Consider the following 18,647-nt stretch of genomic DNA (forward strand, 5'->3'; position numbering starts at 1 on the left):
CACAAATTTACGCTCGACGAAAAATCGAGGTAGAGAGTGTTTTTGGTCATATCAAGGGCAATAGGTCGTTCCGTCGCTTTTCGCTTCGGGGCTTAACGAAAGTCCAAACGGAGTTTGGCATCGTAGCCATGGCACATAATTTACTGAAGATAGCTGGCTTGCATCAGCTACTTTCAATGAATAATTATAAAAATAGAAAAACAGGTGGAGAAAAACAACTCGTTTTTCTCCACCTGTTTTATTTTAGGGACTTATTAGACAGCCCCTTTTTCATTTAGTTGAAGGCACAAGGTGCCCGTTTCCCCATGCCTATTTCCCCCTCCATTCCTCCCCATACACCCTATCTGGATATCTCACACATAACGCCTTCACATTTCCTGTTATTCAAACCAATGTATCGATTCCAAGGAGTTGTGAGATGCTATTCTTGCTCTTATGTTTAAGCAATTCAAAAATAAGGAATATAAAAAATACAATAAAATATAGGAGGGGTAATCATGACAAACCAAAATAAACAAGGGTTTCCACCACAACATCAACAACATCAACCCGGAGTAGAAACGAAGATGGATCCGAATCCTGAGTCTGTAAAATCGGAATATAAAGGTAGTGGGAAATTAAAAGGAAAAACAGCGATTGTAACCGGCGGAGATAGCGGCATTGGTAAATCGGTCGCCATCTATTATGCGAAAGAAGGAGCCAATGTAGTTGTAGCCTACTTGGATGAACACGAAGATGCAAAGAAAACTAAGGAATTAATCGAACAAGAAGGACAAAAATGCTTGCTACTTGCAGGGGATATCGGTGATGAAACGTTTTGTCAGGATATCGTCAAGCAAACAATTGAAGAATTCGGCGGGTTGGATATCCTTGTCAACAATGCCGGCGAACAGCATGTGCAAGAAAGCCTTCTCGACATATCAGCCGAGCAGTTGGAAAAAACATTCCGAACTAATATCTTTTCCATGTTCCACTTAACGAAAGCCGCTTTGAAGCACCTCAAAAAAGGGAGCAGCATCATCAATACAACCTCAATCACAGCCTACCAGGGTAATCCAAAGCTAATCGATTACTCATCAACTAAAGGCGCCATTTTAGCCTTTACACGCGCTCTATCGAATTCCATTTCAAAAGATGGCATTCGAGTGAATGGTGTAGCGCCAGGTCCTATCTGGACACCGCTTATTCCCGCTTCATTCGGTGAAGAAGATGTGGCCAAATTTGGACAAAATACACCTATGGGTCGTGCAGGACAGCCAGAAGAATTAGCACCTGCCTATGTATATCTAGCAAGTGATGATTCATCTTACGTCAGCGGACAAGTCATCCATGTCAACGGCGGTTCAGTGGTAAACGGTTAATTACGAGAAGGAAGCAGCGGATTTCATTTCTGAGATCCGCTGCTTTTTTATTAAGAAGGATTTAGAAAGCTCGTAACGAATATAAGGACAAGAAAGGTGTGATTTTTTGACTCTTATTATCGATCCTTGGTTCACCGTTACAGAATTAGACCCGAAAACATTCGCAATTAGTGAATATGGACATTGGGAAAAAGTTCATTCCTTTTTATTGCTAGGCGAGGAAAAGGCTGCCTTGATTGATACCGGATTAGGAATAGACCATATAAAACGGATAACCGATCAAATAACAGAACTTCCCATCATTGTCCTCACTACACATGTCCATGCTGATCATATTGGAAGCCATGGAGAGTTCGATACGCTCTATGTTCATGAAGATGATGCTGACTGGTTGATGAATGGAATTAAAGGATTGTCTTTAGACCAAATACGAAAAGGTATGGCCCGTGACATCACCTTGCCTGTACCGAAATCATTTAATCCTTTTACATATCATCCTTTTCAAGGAATTCCTGATAATGTGCTTGTAGACGGGGACACCATTCTCCTCGGGAAACGTGACCTAACCATTTACCATACCCCCGGGCATTCACCGGGTCACATCTCGATTTTCGACCAATCAACAGGTTATTTATTTACCGGAGACCTATTGTATGCTGATACTCCTATCTACGCATTTTATCCATCCACGAACCCGGTTGATCTCGTTAATTCTTTAGAGAGGGTGGCTCAAATAAAAGACATCACCAAAATATATGGAGGGCATAATCAGCTAGGCCTCGAGCCAATCATCCTTTTTGACGTGATGGATGCGGTCCACTACATTCGGAAACATAACTTGGACAGACACGGAACAGGCATCCATTCATTTAGAAGCTTCAGCGTCCAGTTTTAAGGATATGCATGCAAATCAAAGGAGCATTGTGACACACAATGCTCTTCCCTTTAATAATTCATGACCAACGATTCTTGCTTTAAAGGTCGGCAGGAACTTCTTTCCACAAACTGATGGGGTATGATGATTCCCCCCGGCTCTGCTCCCTTTTGTAACTTTTGGATGATCGATTTGGCTGCCTGATAACCCAGATCAAAAATGTTAATATCGACAGAAGTTAGGGCAGGTAGTGACATTTCAGTGAAAAGAAGGTTATTAAAGCTGACAATTGATATCTCTTCAGGAGTGCGTATGCCCATCTCCCTTAGTGAATGGACAATTCCAAGTGCCATTAAGTCATCACTGACGATTAAAGCGGTCGGAGGTTCCTTAATGGATAGCAACCTATTTGCTACTTCCAGTTCCCCATTATGTACAAAGTTCTCAAGTATCGTATATTCACTTCTTGGAACGATCCCAGCCCTTTTTAATGCCCGTTCGTATCCAGAAAGGCGATCGAGTGTCATCACAGACTTTATATCCCCACCGATGAAACCGATTCTTTCATGCCCCAATTGGATTAGATAATCTGAGGCCTGTTCAGCCGCCAAGACGTTATCATTATCCACATATGATATTTCCTCGATAAAATCGTATGGCTTTCCAATCATGACAAATGGGAAATCCCTTGATCGCAAATAAGTAAGGATATGATCATTCATCCTTGAATACATCAGGACGATACCATCTACCATCCCCCCCTGGACCATATTCACGATTCCTTCATAAATCTCATTCTCCGTTTTTCCCGTGCTGAGCAATAGCGAATATTGTTTTTCCTGGGCCCCTTCGCTAAGTCCTTGCAAGATTGTTGAGAAAAATGGATTTTGATAGATGACATTCGATGAACTTGGTAAGACCAACCCTATAATTTTCGTTGATTGGTTTGCTAGGCTGCGGGCAATGAAATTTGGGTGATATCCCAATTTCTCCATCGCTTTACGCACGCGCACTTTCGTTTTCTCGCTAATTCGAGGATTATTTGCAATCACTCGAGAAACTGTTGAAGGTGCTACATTCGCCAGTTGAGCTACATCTTTAATCGTAATAGCCATGCATTTCCCGTCTCCCCTCATCGTATTACAGACTTTTTGGACAACTTTGTGTAAAGTCAATAAATACTTTTCCAATATATTAAATAAATATACAATTATATGTATCTATCATACACTCAACTCAATGCTTATATCCATTACTTTTTTTAAATTTTCTATTTTTTTCAGAAAATATCGGCTTTTAGAGTCAGCCTTCACTTTTATCATAAAAAAGAGAGTTGATTTTAAATCAACTCCTTCATTGAAACGTATGATTTGTTTAGAGAAGAGGACAGAAGTCAGACGACTAACTACAGTAGCACCAACGACTACATAGCTTCAACTAATGATGGTAGACCCTCACCTCGTAAGGACGCAAATGAATCTCACATTCGTCTTCCACATTGTCATAATTGCCCAGTAATAGTTCCATATTCCCCCAATCAGATATATCGATGGAATGGTGATTCGTACTGAAATTGCATATGACTTTCACTGATTCACTATTCATTTTTCTTGTATAAATATAAAGTTCACAATGATTTTCCCATAATAAATCATATTCTCCATAAACTAAAACCTGGTACTTCTTTCGAAGATTAATCATCTTTTTGTAAAAATGGTAGATGGATGAAGGATTATTCCTTTGCTCTTCCACATTGATTGCACGGTAATTGGAATTTGCTTTCATCCAGGGTGTTCCTTCTGTAAACCCTCCATGCTCCGTATCATTCCATTGCATGGGTGTACGTGAATTGTCCCGACCGTTATGCCAAATGATCTGCATGATTTCATCATGTGAACGTCCCTTGGAGGTTTCAATATGATAAAAGTTTTTCATGCCAATGTCATCATAATCATCGATAGAGTCGAATTGTACGTTTGTCATCCCAATTTCCTGCCCTTGATAAATGAATGGTGTCCCTTGCATAAAAAAGTACAATGCACCAATCATTTTCGCACTCTCCAACCAATATTGATGATCATTTCCCCAAGTGGACACACTTCTCGGCTGGTCATGGTTTTCAAAAAACAAAGCATTCCAGCCTTTATTCTGAAGTCCCTTTTGCCATTTTGTCATGGTCCTTTTCAGTTCATAGACGTCGACATGATGATCATGTCCCCGATTCCATAGGCCCAGATGTTCGAATTGAAAAATCATATTGAACTTACCGTTTTCTCCCCCGACCCAATCATCCGCTTGTTCAATCCTTACGCCATTGGCTTCACCAACCGTCATGATATCATACTTCGCAAAAGTTTCTTCCTTAAGCTCTTGAAGGTAATCCAATATCCCTTCCTGATTGGTATGCATCTCAAACGCAGGGACATATTGATGCCAATATGGATTGGGCATATCCGGCAACCCCTCACGCTTGTGAATATGGGTGATGGCATCAATCCGGAAACCATCGATGCCCTTATCCAACCACCATGTCACCATGCTGTATAGAGCCTGCCGGACTTCTTTACATTCCCAATTTAAGTCCGGTTGTTTCTCTGCGAATAAATGTAAGTAGAATTGTTTTGACCTTTCATCGAATTTCCAGGCACTTCCTGAGAATATACTTTCCCAATTGTTAGGTTCCCTACCATCCTTGCCATCTCTCCAAATATACCAGTCTCGTTTCGGGTTATCCTTTGAAGAACGCGACTCCACGAACCAGGGATGCTCATCACTAGTGTGGTTAAGCACCAAGTCAAGAATCACCCTCATGCCACGTCGGTGTACATCGTCCAGCAATTGTTCCAGGTCCTCCATCGTGCCGAATTCTTCAGAAACCGATTGGTAATCACTGATATCGTATCCATTATCTGCGTTGGGGGACTTATAAAACGGGCTAATCCAAATGACATCGATCCCAAGTTCCTGCAAGTAATCCAGTTTGGAGATCAATCCCCTTAAGTCCCCCACTCCATCTCCATTGCTATCCATGAAACTGCGGGGGTAAACTTGATAACAAACAGCCTCTTTCCACCAGGTTTTGCTCATGCTGTAGCCTCCCGTTTCTGTATTCCACAAAGCCAAGGGACATTGTTTTGCAGCCAAAAATCGAGAGGTACATGGTTAGTTTACTTGATTCCTTTTTGAACGTTTAATGACCAAAGCAATGAAAATGGCAAAAATGACAAGGACCAACCCGATAATGATCAAATAGGGAGTATTGATGGTCGATTTAGATGCAAGAGTGTAGACTTCCGTTGACTCCCTGTCGATTACGATCGAGTAGCCATTATCCTTACTACGAACCAAATCTCCATTCAGCATACCTCTCAACTCTTTGTTCTCGTCAAGATCCTTTTCACTGAGATTAATCGTTTGCGTTTTGGTTGTATTATTCATGGCCACCACCATTGTTTCGTCGCCATACACACGTTTAAAAACCGCCGTACCGCCCTTTTGGTACAAAGGCTCCATATCCCCTTTTGATAATGCAGGGTACATCTCCCGAAGATCGGAAAGCTTGGTGATATACTCCACTAGCTCTTGCTCTGTCTTAAAATTCATCAATTGATGATTGGTCGGTGCTTCATCACCATTAAGGGCGATTTCCGATCCATACATCACGATGGGTACACCTGGAGTGGTATACATATAGGATAAGGCCATCTTCCATCTTGCCCCAGGGTTTTCATTATGATCGGCAGCATCCTTGGTGAAACGGGGCATATTCTGGGTATCCATGAATAAAGCCTGTGTACCGCTCGTTCCGATAGCATTGAAAACAGGTGCCAGATCCTGATCCGGTGCAGCGAATGCTTTTCTCAGTTCAGCATTTTGTGGGTAATCCATGAAAGCATCGATTCCCGTTTCCTCATATCCTTTTATCAAATCCTCATTGCCTTGGACATCGCCAATTGTATAGAAGTTTGATTTTTCAGACTTGACTGTTTCAACAAACTCCTTCCAAAAGTCCTTTGGAACGTGTTGAACTTGATTTAGTCGATACCCATCAATATCCGTTTCTGCAATCCACCACTTGGCAACATCCAACAAATATTCCCGAGTTTCCTGGTTATCTTGATTTAAGTCCGGCAGGCCATTCACCCAGCCGTTTTCCATGTTCTGCTGATTGCTATCCTTGGAAATGTCCTTTTTTTCGTGAAACCAGTCTTTTTTATCAGGTTCGTTTAGCCAAGAATGATTCTTCCCCACCTGATTAACCTGAAAATCAACAATAACTTTCATCTCACGGCTATGGGCCTCATCCACGAGCTTCTTGAATTCTTGTTTCGTACCATAATGTTCATCCGTTTTATAAAAATCCTTCACCCATTCCCCGTGGTAGCCATTATCTTCATTAGCAAAAATAGGTGATAGGATGATAGCGGTATACCCCATATCTTTAAGGTAATTTAACTTGTTCGTGACTCCTTCGAAATCTCCTCCATTAAAAGCTGAAGGATTCAATACATCTGCATCCCCATTGTTTTTAGGATTTCCATCAAAAAATCTGTCTATCATCAATGAGTATGCGATTTCATCCTTCCATGTTCGTTGTTCTTTTTCAGCTGCTCCTACAGGAATGGCGTAAAAAAGAAGCAACGGAATTAAAGCGAGTGATAACACCCTTTTTTTCATATCCGCTCTCCTCCTAGCTATCTCTTTACGCCTTTAAGATTAGCGTTTTGCCCCCTTGACGTCAAATCCATATTATAAAATTTTTTACACAAAAGAGATAAAATGGAGAGCAGTTGATAGTGGGGCATATTTCCCGTTTCATTCCTCCTGGTAACTTTTTTCGATCTTCTTTACGGCTTCATCCAAAGCGGCTTTCGGTTTGGCTTTAATCGCCGTTATGTCCTGCATCGCGGAATTCATCGGTCCCCAGACTTTATTCATTTCTGGAATATTCGGTATCGGTTCTGCGTATTGTAATTGTATGGCGATGGCTTGTGCCCTTTCACTATCTTTTATTGCCTCATGCCCTTTGATTGTTTTTATAGGGGAGATTTCTCCCGTTCGTTCAAAACGGAGCACTGCATTTTTTTCATTTGATACATATTCCACAAATTTTGTAGACCAATAGGGATATTTGGTGAATGCGGTAATATGCCAGCCCTGTATTTCCATGATTGTTTTCATTGGCTTTCCATTTGGCAATTGGGGCATCGGAGCGACGCCGACATTCTTCCCATCCAACCATGCAGTTTTTGAACTCATGATGGAGGCTACCTTCCCCTCCCTAAACATTTTTTCCATATCTTCTTTGTCACCCTCTGGGATGGCACTCGCTTTATACCATTTTTGAATGAATTGCGCACCTTTCACTGCACCTTCATTGTTCAATCCTATATCCAAAGGATTTATTTTCTTCTTATCCCGATCGAATACATACCCTCCCATTCCCGTCATAATTCCATATGCATCATAGAAATCGTTCCATTCAGCCGCAAATCCATACTCCTTACCTGCCCTAGCCTTTTTTGCTTTTTTATACAATTCATTCATCGTGTCCGGGACCTTCGGCATCATCTTCTCGTTATACACCAAAACGGAAGTGACAGCAGACTTGGGCAGCCCAAATAGTTTTCCCTGATACATTTCGGCGAATATGGAAGCTTCTAAAAAGGCATCTGTAACTTCATCATTCACCTTGATTTCCTGTATCAGTCCCTCCTCCACTAGCTGACCTATTTTTTCATGGGTAAGTGTCACGATATCCGGGGATGTCCCGATAGGCCCATTTCGGCGTAATTGTGTGTACATCCCATCGTTCACTTTTTGCTCTTTATATTCCACTTTGATTCCATATTCTTTTTCGAATTCCTTCAGGATCGGTTTTAGGGCTTCCCCTTTATTCTCCTCTTCCCAAACAATCAGTTTTTCCGGTTTTTTTTCATTCGTGGTTTCTTTTTCTCGCGGCATCCTTTCCTTCACCACTTCATTTTCCTTATCTGTATTGGCATCACAAGCACTTCCGATAGCGATAAAGATGAGGGACATGAGTAAATAGATCATCAACTTCTTCACTTTTATTCTCCTTTTAAAAATGTTTGATTCTATCATGTCCCAAAGCTTCGAATTGTTTACACCACCGTTAGAAAATCGAAAGGAAAGAACGTGGATTCACGATGAAAACGATATCAATCTTTATTGTTATCATTATATGAGAGGACTCAATTTTTACAACATTTTCCTTTATCAATTTTATTTCTTAAATGGAAGCGTTCTATTTCATATTTTTTAAGAACCAGGTGCTTTTTTTATATAAAATGGGTATATAATCAAAATGACTGGATAGTTTTTGAAATATTTAATTTTTTTAACTTTTCATCAGTACATAAGTAATGTCCTCTCAATCTCCAGTCTTAAAGTTCATTCAGCTTTCAAAATTAACCTGACTAGAATTGGAGTGGTTTTCTATGGAACGTTCGTCCATCCAGCACCGGCCTACAGACAATTTTGCTTATAGCATCGATGCAGAAACTCTTCATATCCGCCTTCGTACAAAAAAACAAGATATTTCTTACGTTGGACTCCTCTTTGGAGACCCCAATATACTTGATGAAGGTCATTGGCAGTATGAACAAGTGCCAATGTACCTCTCTGGCAGTGATGGCCATTATGATTACTGGCATATTTATGTGAAGCCACCTTACCGGAGAATAAGGTATGGATTTAAGCTACAATCGGGTGAGGAAGAACTCATTTATACGGAAAAAGGTTTTTTTGATGAGGCTCCTGATGATACAGGCTGTTATTTTGCCATACCTTATCTTCATCGAAATGAAGTGTTTAACACGCCTGAATGGGTAAAAGAAACAATCTGGTACCAGATCTTCCCGGAAAGATTCGCGAATGGAAATCCCGATAATGATCCTGAAGGTGCAAAGCCTTGGGGCAGTGAAGAACCGAAAGTGGACAACTTTTTTGGAGGGGATTTCGAGGGGATCCTAGAGCATCTTGATTACTTAGAGGACCTCGGCATCAATGGCATCTATTTCACGCCCATTTTCCACGCCCATTCCAACCATAAATATGACACGATCGATTACATGGAAATCGATCCCCAATTCGGGACGAAAGAGGACTTGAAAACCCTTGTGGAAGAATGCCACAAACGGAATATCCGTGTGATGCTCGATGCCGTCTTTAACCATAGCGGCTATTATTTCCCTCCCTTTCAAGACCTCCTTGAAAAAGGTGAGGACTCAGAATACAAAGATTGGTTCCACCCCCACGGCTTCCCTTTAAAAGGAGGAGAACGTCCCAATTATGAAACATTCGGTTTTTTTGAATCGATGCCCAAATTGAATACAGCCAATCCTGACGTCAAAAAATACCTTTTGGAAACCGCCGCTTATTGGATTAAGGAGTTCGATATCGATGGCTGGCGACTTGATGTTGCCAATGAGGTCGATTCACCGTTTTGGCGGGAGTTCCGGAATACGGTGAAAAACATTAAACCTGATCTATATATTCTCGGGGAAATTTGGCATGATTCCATGCCATGGCTAAGAGGCGACCAATTCGATGCAGTCATGAATTATCCATTTACCAATAACGTGTTCCGCCTCATTGCTTCGCAAAAAATCAATGCCCGGCAGTTTATTGAAGAAATGACGGCTGTCTATCACAGCTATCCGACCAATGTATTCGATGTCACCTTCAACCTTCTTGGAAGCCACGATACACCACGGATTTTCACAGACTGCGGGGAAGATGTGAATAGGGCAAAGCTCATTCATGCCGTTCTACTGACGTTCAAGGGCAGTCCCTGCATCTATTATGGAGATGAAATTGGTTTAACTGGCGACCAGGATCCCGGTTGTCGAAAATGTATGGTCTGGGAGGAAGACAAACAGAATCGCGAACTCCATAACGAAATCAAAGAATTGATTGCTTTACGGAAAGAGGAAGGCTTGCTTGCAAATGAAGGACATTTCGAATTCCTTGAAAAGATCAATAACACAAACATCGTCGCTTATCGAAAGTTCAATGAGGCACGCTCTGTTGTCATTCTTCTTAACCCGACAGACCGGTCACAGTCTTATAAACTCCCATTTGATGTAAAAGAGGACTCAATGATTGATTTAAGAACGAAGGAAATCGCGAAGGAAGACCACTCTGAATTGGGTGGCTATCAATATAGAATTCTTGCATTTGATCACTGAAGCAAACGAAAAGGGGCAAAGCGTACGATACGCTGAGCCCCTTTTTTTCATTCAATGATTTGGATATCATATTGCTTGAACCATACATCTATTTGAGCCAAGTGGGCGAGTAACTGAGGACCTGACATTAATTGACCGAACCAAGGGACCTTAAAGGCGGCGCCTTTCGAATCAACTATATCAGTCATTTTCTGTTGATCGAATAACTCGTGAAGAACCGAGCTTTTGTCAGTCAGGATATCTTTCAACCACGTCTGAACTCGATCCGTGTAGACAGGGTTATGTGTCTTGGGATACGGGCTCTTCTTGCGGTATAACACTTCATCTGGCAACATTCCTTCTAATGCTTTACGTAATATCCCCTTCTCCCGGTTACCGGTCATCTTCATTTCCCAAGGGATGTTCCAAGCATATTCAACAAGTCGGTGATCCGCAAACGGTACGCGCACTTCAAGGCTTGCGCCCATACTCATCCGATCCTTCCGATCGAGCAATGTTGTCATGAACCATAATAAATTTACATAGAATAGCTCCCTGCGCTTAGCATCTTCCCCACTTTCCCCTTCTAATCTAGGAGTTTCTAGAACCGTGGTCAAATACGCATCATTTGCATATTCCTCCAGTTTTAATTTGTCATGCCAGCCCTCTTTCAACAGAGATTGCCGTTCACCAGTCGACCTCATCCAAGGAAAACCAGTGCGATTTAAATCATCGGCACGATGAAACCATGGATAGCCACCGAAAATTTCATCCGCACATTCCCCTGATAACCCCACCACGAAATCTTGTTTTATTTCTTTGCAGAACCAAAGCAAAGAGGAATCGACATCCGCCATTCCCGGTAGGTCCCGGACTTGGACAGCTTCGATTAAATAGTCGGTCAACTGCTCTTGAGAGATGACGGCGGAATGATGCACGGTGTTGAATGTATCCGACATCTTTTTGATCCAGGGTCCGTCTGAATTAGGCTGGAATTCATTTGCCTTGAAGTATTTTTCATTATCTTCATAATCGATGGAATACGTATGAAGCCTTCCTTTACCTTCATCCAAATAGGCATTCGCCGCGATGGCCGTAATCGCGCTTGAGTCCACCCCACCTGACAAAAAGCTACATAGCGGAACATCGGAGACGAGTTGCCTGGTCACGGCATCTTTTACCAGAAAGCGTACTTTTTCAGATGTCTCATCTAGTGAATCACGATGTTCCTCACTCTGAACATTCCAGTATCTCCATATTCTCATCCCTTTTCTTGATAGAGTAAGGGCATGGGCCGGCCTTAATTCTTTAACATCGTGAAAGACACCAGAACCGGGCGTCCGGGATGGGCCCACCCCTAATACTTGGGCTAAGCCTTCCCTATCAATTTCTGTTTTGACATCGGGATGGGCTAGAATGGCTTTTATCTCCGAACCAAAAATGAACCCGCCTTTCCTTTCAGCATAGAAGAAAGGCTTAACTCCCATTCGGTCCCTTCCAATGAATAATTTCTGTTCATTTTCATCCCAAATGGAAAAGGCGAAAATCCCATTGAACAGTTCGACGCATTTTTCTTTCCATTCTATATAAGAAGTTAGTAAAACTTCTGTATCAGAATGCCCCTTAAAGGAATATCCTTTTAATAATAGCTGTTTTCGAATGTCTTCGGTGTTATACAATTCGCCGTTGTAACAAAGGGTATATCTTCCGTTTCCATGTTCCTTTGTCATCGGCTGTTTTCCACCCTCTGCATCGACAACCGTTAATCTTTTATGACCAAAGGCGACGTGGGTATCACTCCATACATTCTCCTCGTCTGGACCCCTCTTAGCCAAAGTTTTCGTCATCTGTTCGAGTGTTTCAGTTTCCGTCCTTAAATTCTTTTGAAAATGCACCCAACCTGTAATTCCACACATCACACTTCACCCTTTCCATCTGGACGATCAAATCATATAGCCTTCTGCCTTTTAAGCAATTAGGTATCCATATTTATGTTCTGGCTTCAAATCCTAGTATCGTTACAGCACCATTCCGTAGAAGCCCTTTGCCCCCACCCTTGTTGTGACAAAAAAGAGTGGGAAAGGAAGGCATCCCTGTTTAACATAGCCTATGCAAAGATGGAAAGTTGGTTATTTGTCCATAATATTTTAAAATATACCGTTATATTTTCATTGGATTTTGACTAAAAAGTAGGTGAGGATTCCCCTATTGGAGGTATAAGCATGAGTCAGCAACATCGAACGAAGTTAATGAACAGACAAACACGAGCGTTTACCGAAGGAACTGTGGAAAATATCAATCAGCAATGGATCTTTTTTGACGATGAAACCGATGAGGCATCATCGATTGAAGATCACGTTCAGAGCATCATTGAAGTTTATAGAGGGGGAAGATGGCAGCAGGGTTTATTGGAAGCGGAGGGGAAAATCCACCTTCACAGGGATTTCACTTTCCTGAGGGACAATGAACCCATAAGGATTCGAAAAAAACTATTATATTCGTTTGAACGTTTATTGGAGGAATTGAACGATGATTCTTTTTTCCAGTTTGTCACGACCCTGAATTCGCTGGACTTCTCTATTTATGATTGTATATATAGCTACAATCAGCTCACTTTTTTAAGGGAGCTCACCAATCAATCCGGCGTGAATTTCTTCACTTTTGATAACGAGACCCAAATCTGTCTCGTCCAGCACCATTTTTCCTATGGTAAAAAGGATCATGACCGTTTTGAATTCACCCTTAATACAGGGAAACGGATCATCATCGAAAAAGTGAATTCCCACTAATTCCTTGTAAAGTTTGCATACAAAAAAGGACAAATGAGATGAAACCCATTTGTCCTTTTTCAATCATGATTAAAACAAGTCAAAACCTTGTGGTAGGGATAATCCTAGATAAAGGACGAATATAAAAGCAACGACGAATAATGCCCACATCGCGCTTACAGCTTTTCCTTTTTTCCTACGGACCAATACCATTTCCATCGCGGCAATCACGATGATTCCTACAATCATTTTCACTGCATATGCACCAAAGTCAGTAATTAGCATTCCACCTGTAAGGAAAATCAAAAGGAAGAATACACGTGTGATCATGTGCATCATTTTGGCTTTCGGGCTTCCATTTTTAAGCATGGAATATGTTACAAAGAAAAGAATGATTCCGATAACCCAAGTCGTTATGTGTAAGTGAGTTCCCATTTACTTGCCCCCTCGTTCAATATCCATTTCATCATAACATAGGCTTTTACATAAAAACAAAAGTAAGGTGCCAGTATCTCGCTCAAATAAGGCAGTTCTGCGAACATTCTTCCCCCTCACTTATCATTCCGTATCATAACGGGCTTTTTGCCATACGAAACATATCGCCAGACAAATTCCACCGGACCGAACCGGAATCGCTTCATCCACCAGAAGCTTAGCAAGACTTGTATAGAAAAGACAACGATCATCAGGAGAAACCCTTCCGTATAAGTCACTTTCCCGTACAACCCAAAACCATATGAATAAAAAATGAATGTACAGACAATCGATTGAAATAGGTAATTGCTCATCGACATCCTTCCTACCAAAGATAAGGGATATAGCAACTTGTAAGCCCACGCCTTTTCAACCAACAGTGTGATTGCGGTAATATAAAACATCGTCAGCAGCGGTCCGCCAAAGTAATCCTGGATGAATGTCGTCCCATAATCGTAATCCGTCACATACGGTAGGATCTTGATCGCCACCCCTGTTAACAGGCTTATAATCACTATCTTCCTTATTGGCCGTTTATAACGGGCAGGATTTTGAAGCCATCCCTGCTTGGCTACACCAGCTCCAATTAAAAAGAAAGGAAAAATGGAGAGGAAGAGGAAGATGACATTCGTTGGACCATTAACCATATACCAGTCTGCCATTCTTTGTCCCGTCACTTCCATAAAAGAACCCGCAGAATATATCTCTTGGGATTGTTTGATTAACTCGACCTCATTTTGAATTTTCATCAATCCACTATCCACAAAGCTCATAATAAGGAAAAAAAGCCCGAACACGCCGAAAGGAACAATATATAAGAACGATCCAAGCCAAATCAGATACTTCCCTTTCCATTTATAGAATAATAAAAACGCAAACCCGAACATTGCGTAATTAACAAGGATGTCTCCATGCCAAATGAAAAAGGCATGTATGCACCCTACCCCTAATAAAAAGCAAAGCCGCTTCGTAAACAGCAAAGGAAACGAGATGCCTTTATCTTCACTCCGTGCAGCCAAGATAACGGCCCCAAATCCAAACAAACATGCAAACAAGGGGTAAAAACTCGCCTGGGCGATAATATCGCTACATATGTACAAGATACGATCCCAGCCTTCATCCCAATATTCAACACCACTACTATACAAGATGGGTGTATGAAACGAAGGCATATTCACTAAAAAAATTCCTAAAATGGCCAAACCTCTTAATAGATCAATACTGGCAATCCTTTTGCTTTCCTGTAAAGGGGCCATTGCAGTTTTCATCATTTCACATCCTCATTCACTAATTACTCCATTATAAATGAGCCTGGAAAATTTAGTTGTATATTTCCTTTCCCATTCATTAATGGCTTACAAACTACTAGAAAAAACGCTGCTCATCATAGAGCAGCGCGGACCGTCTTTTAATTGACGAATCTTCCCGTTTTCCCTTTAGCTTCCCAATAATCATTACGAAGATGGATTTTCTGGATTTTTCCCGATGCCGTTTTTGGCAACTCCCTTACGAATGAGACGCTGGTCACTGCCTTGAAATGGGCTAGTTTTTCTCTTGTGAAAGCCAGAATATCGGCTTCCGTTAATTGAACGCCTGGTTTTGGCACGATGAAAGCATGTGGTGTCTCCCCCCATTTTTCATGGGGCACTGCGATGACTGCCGCTTCTAAGATGCCCTCGTGCTCATATAAAGTCCCTTCCACTTCTATGGATGAGATATTCTCCCCACCGCTTATGATAATATCTTTCTTGCGGTCTACGATATCTATATTCCCATCACTATCCATGGTCGCCATATCACCTGTATGCAACCACCCATTTTTCAACGCCTGCATCGTGGCCTCTTCATTTTTCCAATATCCCAACATGACTCCATGACTGCGAACAATGACTTCACCGACATCAACCCCGTCACGTGCTACTTCGTCACCATTGTCATGTACCACCCTTACCTCACTGCCTATGGAGGGGTAACCGGCTTTCGCCTTCATTTTGTATTTTTCCCTTTCCGGAAGTCCATCGAATTCAGAGCGGGGTACCGAAAGCAAACTCATTGGAGTGGATTCCGTCATGCCATAGATTTGGATGAACTCCCACCCCAACTCTTTTTCCACCCTAGTGACAAAGGCGGGCGGGGGTGCCGAACCAGCCACGACGATTCGAATTTCCTGTTCCAGCTTCGGTACATTCTTTTCATAATATTGGAACAATGAATTAAGGACGGTTGGCGCCATATGCATGATGGTTACCTTATGTTTCTCAAGCGCCTTGAATATGGAATCTGGTGTTGTTTTTCTCAAGCAAACTTGCGTCGCACCATTGGCCGTATAATAAAAAGGAGCACCCCACCCATTCACATGGAACATCGGCAGGACATGCATATATGTATCGCGATCATTGACCCTGAAATGGTGCATGGCACTAAGGGCATGTAAATAGTTATTGCGATGGGTGAGCATGACCCCTTTAGGGTTACCGGTTGTGCCACTTGTATATAAGAGACTCGATACGTCATTCTCATCCACTTGTTCCCGATAGAAGCCTTCTTTGTCAAACCTCTCCAGCCAGACATTGTAATCGATTTCATTTGTATCGCCTGCTTTATAGTGCACGATGATATGCTCCACTGATTTCAGCTGGTCCTTAACCGATGAGATAAGGTGATACAAATCCTGATCCACAAAAAGGACCCTTGATTCACTATGATTCAAAATGAATACATAATCCGCCGGCGTCAACCGAATGTTCAAAGGCACCATTACAGCCCCAAGCTGGAACGCCCCATAAAAACCTTCAAGCATTTCGATCGAGTTCGGTGCAAGATAAGCCACTTTATCCCCTTTTTTAATCCCTAGGTCACTCAATCCATTGGAAAGCTGGTTGACCCTTCCATTCAGCTCCTGATATGTCAGGACCTTATCGTCCCCGATAATCGCTTTCTTGTCAGCATAAAGTGAAGCTGCCCTGTCCAGAAAATGTGATAGCACTAAAGGCACATTCATCCAATCACCCCTCATTCAATTTGTTTGAAAATTATGAATTTATCATTATATTACCATATTTGTATATTATTTACCAACACCAAACATCACAGGTTTCTAAGCTGCTAAGGTATAGGCAATTGAATCACATCAATAAAGGAAAAAACATAGAATACAGTGAAGCATCCATTCAAAATAGACTTGCTGCTTGTAAATCCGTGATAAACCAGAATAAAAAAGGGTGATTTTCATGCCGGCCATCGTAGGAGTTATTCAAGTGATCAATGTCGGGAGCAGTGGCGTTGTCCATATTGGCGATGTTTTTAAGATCAGCCCATATTCCGCTTCAAAAACGTTTGCGGGAGCTGGCTCTTTTAATACAGGCGAATCCATTTCACTTTACAACGCCTACAGTACCACTAACACAAACGATTCAGATGGCGTCGATCAGCCAGTAGCATTGAACCTCTAGCATTTTTTTGAAAGGAGGACATCATGATTTTCAATATCCACCAAACGATCCAAATCAATATGATAAAAATCGAAAGCATAACCAATTCATCTGTTTTTCAAATAGGGAGTGCCGGAGTGATTAAGCCATACTCCACCTTAGCCAATACAGGTGGATTCACTGAACCCGCTCCAATGCTTGAAGAGGATATGGTTCCAGAGACTAGCTTTGTCCCATTTAGCCCTCCCTAATCCGTAATCCATAGGCATTCACCTACATGAGGCAATTTCATATACTGCCATATATGAAATTATCATTAGGTGAAGGTGAGGTGTTTAATCGTGAATCATGATTTATATTCGTATTCCATACAAATGCAGCGATTTCTTGAAGCCCAGGATAAACGAATTATGAAGCTTGAACACGAACTCAAACGCCTGACAGATGAACTTGCCGAAATGAAGAATAAACCCCCAATCCATGTGGATAAAATTGAATATAAATTTGATCAGTTAAAAGTCGAGTCATTAGATGGAACGTTGAATATCGGTTTGAATCCTAATGATTTAAATAATATTGAGGAGTTCGCTGTCAACAATCAACCCATCCAACCTGCCCCTTTTCTATTTCCAGGACGTGAAATTGTCGCTCAGGAGATTTATAATGACATTCTTTCAGGATTGGAGGATATGATCCGTGATACGGAAGGCCAGCTTCAGATCACATTGGAACCCTCATATCACGACTTCATGAGACAGGATGTGGAACGCCAGCTTCATCAGCGTATCAATATGTACTTTGACAACCTTTCACATGCTGAACGTGCACCTCAGCAGCGTGATAATGTGAAAGAAAAGATCACGGAAAAAGTAAGATCGGATATTCAAACAGCGTTGATACAATTCATTACCAACTCACATTCCGAGACAGGAGGAAATCCAAATGGAGTTTAATGTAACAAACCACCAGCTATGTGTCGGTGATATTAAAGTGACTGGGGTAGCGAGTTCCGCCTTATTCCTCATTGGGGACGTACAAACCATCCAGCTCTCCTCAGCATTCGATACTCCCCCCGAATCACTCATCATCGGACCATTCGTTCCACTCACTCCAAAAGGATAAATCAGATGTTCACAAGAATATCGAAAGTGAAGTCTTTGTCAGCCAAGACCGTCTCATTTTCATCCAACCTACAAATTGGAGACACTGCTTATATCGATGGGGCCGCCAAAGCATTGGCAGTCCAGAAAAAAAGTGATAGCTTTTCCGAACCGGAACCCGACTTCAGTGATTATGAAGTCTTTACACGTCCTTTCTATATCCCGAGGATTTCTGAACCAGTCGCGACAACATTCTCGAATCCCAACCCCTTCATTCGTGTTGGGAATGTCGATATCATCGGGATATCTTCATCTGCTATCGTAGGCGTAGGAAACGTAGGTCATATCCGCATGGAATCAAGGATTAAACACATCCGTCAGATTCCGAGGAAAAACGATGAGGCAGGAACAGGCGATAATACATCGGATGGAACAGAAACTGTATAA

Annotated in this window: 17 protein-coding genes and 1 pseudogene; 10 read left to right on the forward strand and 8 right to left on the reverse strand. The window is 41.8% G+C overall.

All coding sequences use genetic code 11. The features are described from left to right. From ACQKL0_RS12215 to ACQKL0_RS12225, 3 genes and pseudogenes are all read left to right on the forward strand, one after another. Positions 1–149 (forward strand): annotated as a pseudogene (locus ACQKL0_RS12215) (transposase); the annotation flags it as partial. 348 nt (positions 150–497) lie between these two features. Further along, entirely contained in the window at positions 498–1,361 is an 864-nt protein-coding gene (locus tag ACQKL0_RS12220; RefSeq protein WP_402867759.1) for an SDR family oxidoreductase, read from the forward strand. Positions 1,362–1,467: 106 nt separating this feature from the next. After that, on the forward strand, positions 1,468–2,256 hold the full coding sequence (locus ACQKL0_RS12225) for an MBL fold metallo-hydrolase (RefSeq protein ID WP_427687862.1): 789 nt from the start codon (positions 1,468–1,470) through the stop codon (positions 2,254–2,256). 50 nt (positions 2,257–2,306) lie between these two features. Here ACQKL0_RS12225 and ACQKL0_RS12230 read toward each other — a convergent pair whose 3' ends face one another. From ACQKL0_RS12230 to ACQKL0_RS12245, 4 genes are all read right to left on the reverse strand, one after another. Next, positions 2,307–3,350, reverse strand: coding sequence for a LacI family DNA-binding transcriptional regulator (locus ACQKL0_RS12230; RefSeq protein ID WP_427687864.1), 1,044 nt, complete (start codon positions 3,348–3,350; stop codon positions 2,307–2,309). A gap of 322 nt (positions 3,351–3,672) precedes the next feature. Beyond that, positions 3,673–5,322, reverse strand: a complete 1,650-nt coding sequence (locus tag ACQKL0_RS12235) for a glycoside hydrolase family 13 protein (protein WP_427687866.1) — start codon at positions 5,320–5,322, stop codon at positions 3,673–3,675. A 75-nt stretch (positions 5,323–5,397) separates the two neighbouring features. Then, a complete protein-coding gene (locus ACQKL0_RS12240) occupies positions 5,398–6,912 on the reverse strand; it encodes an alpha-amylase family glycosyl hydrolase (protein WP_427687868.1) in 1,515 nt (504 codons plus the stop codon). A 138-nt stretch (positions 6,913–7,050) separates the two neighbouring features. Continuing rightward, positions 7,051–8,304 (reverse strand): extracellular solute-binding protein, encoded by a 1,254-nt coding sequence (locus tag ACQKL0_RS12245; RefSeq protein WP_407408619.1) that lies wholly within the window; start codon positions 8,302–8,304, stop codon positions 7,051–7,053. Positions 8,305–8,696: 392 nt separating this feature from the next. Between ACQKL0_RS12245 and ACQKL0_RS12250 the strand changes: the two genes are divergently transcribed. Further along, positions 8,697–10,448 (forward strand): glycoside hydrolase family 13 protein, encoded by a 1,752-nt coding sequence (locus ACQKL0_RS12250; protein WP_427687870.1) that lies wholly within the window; start codon positions 8,697–8,699, stop codon positions 10,446–10,448. Positions 10,449–10,495: 47 nt separating this feature from the next. On the opposite strand, the gene asnB is transcribed toward ACQKL0_RS12250, so the two are convergent. After that, positions 10,496–12,343, reverse strand: coding sequence for an asparagine synthase (glutamine-hydrolyzing) (asnB, locus tag ACQKL0_RS12255; RefSeq protein WP_427687871.1), 1,848 nt, complete (start codon positions 12,341–12,343; stop codon positions 10,496–10,498). Between the two features lie 306 nt (positions 12,344–12,649). Between asnB and ACQKL0_RS12260 the strand changes: the two genes are divergently transcribed. Further along, entirely contained in the window at positions 12,650–13,216 is a 567-nt protein-coding gene (locus ACQKL0_RS12260; protein WP_427687873.1) for a DUF2777 domain-containing protein, read from the forward strand. 69 nt (positions 13,217–13,285) lie between these two features. On the opposite strand, the gene ACQKL0_RS12265 is transcribed toward ACQKL0_RS12260, so the two are convergent. The 3 genes from ACQKL0_RS12265 to ACQKL0_RS12275 form a co-directional block, all read right to left on the reverse strand. Further along, on the reverse strand, positions 13,286–13,630 hold the full coding sequence (locus tag ACQKL0_RS12265) for a YisL family protein (protein WP_402867751.1): 345 nt from the start codon (positions 13,628–13,630) through the stop codon (positions 13,286–13,288). A 116-nt stretch (positions 13,631–13,746) separates the two neighbouring features. Beyond that, positions 13,747–14,937, reverse strand: a complete 1,191-nt coding sequence (locus ACQKL0_RS12270) for a DUF418 domain-containing protein (protein ID WP_427687875.1) — start codon at positions 14,935–14,937, stop codon at positions 13,747–13,749. Positions 14,938–15,077: 140 nt separating this feature from the next. Beyond that, complete coding sequence (locus tag ACQKL0_RS12275; protein ID WP_407406515.1) at positions 15,078–16,670, reverse strand: long-chain-fatty-acid--CoA ligase; 1,593 nt, start codon at positions 16,668–16,670, stop codon at positions 15,078–15,080. Between the two features lie 229 nt (positions 16,671–16,899). Here ACQKL0_RS12275 and ACQKL0_RS12280 point away from each other — a divergent pair, with 229 nt between their 5' ends. The 5 genes from ACQKL0_RS12280 (at position 16,900) to ACQKL0_RS12300 (ending at position 18,647) form a co-directional block, all read left to right on the forward strand. Next, positions 16,900–17,121: a spore germination protein gene (locus tag ACQKL0_RS12280; RefSeq protein WP_402867748.1), complete on the forward strand. Its 222-nt coding sequence runs from the start codon at positions 16,900–16,902 to the stop codon at positions 17,119–17,121. 23 nt (positions 17,122–17,144) lie between these two features. Beyond that, complete coding sequence (locus ACQKL0_RS12285) at positions 17,145–17,351, forward strand: spore germination protein GerPB (RefSeq protein WP_407406513.1); 207 nt, start codon at positions 17,145–17,147, stop codon at positions 17,349–17,351. Positions 17,352–17,441: 90 nt separating this feature from the next. Then, on the forward strand, positions 17,442–18,053 hold the full coding sequence (gene gerPC / locus ACQKL0_RS12290; RefSeq protein ID WP_427687878.1) for a spore germination protein GerPC: 612 nt from the start codon (positions 17,442–17,444) through the stop codon (positions 18,051–18,053). Continuing rightward, positions 18,043–18,222 (forward strand): spore gernimation protein GerPD, encoded by a 180-nt coding sequence (locus tag ACQKL0_RS12295; RefSeq protein ID WP_402964212.1) that lies wholly within the window; start codon positions 18,043–18,045, stop codon positions 18,220–18,222. The genes gerPC and ACQKL0_RS12295 overlap by 11 nt, the downstream gene beginning before the upstream one ends. A gap of 5 nt (positions 18,223–18,227) precedes the next feature. Further along, the gene (locus ACQKL0_RS12300; RefSeq protein ID WP_407408432.1) at positions 18,228–18,647 is read left to right on the forward strand and encodes a spore germination protein GerPE; all 420 of its coding nucleotides are present in this window, start codon (positions 18,228–18,230) and stop codon (positions 18,645–18,647) included.

It is taken from the genome of Peribacillus sp. NPDC097264 (assembly GCF_050277925.1).
Taxonomy (GTDB): Bacteria; Bacillota; Bacilli; order Bacillales; family DSM-1321; genus Peribacillus.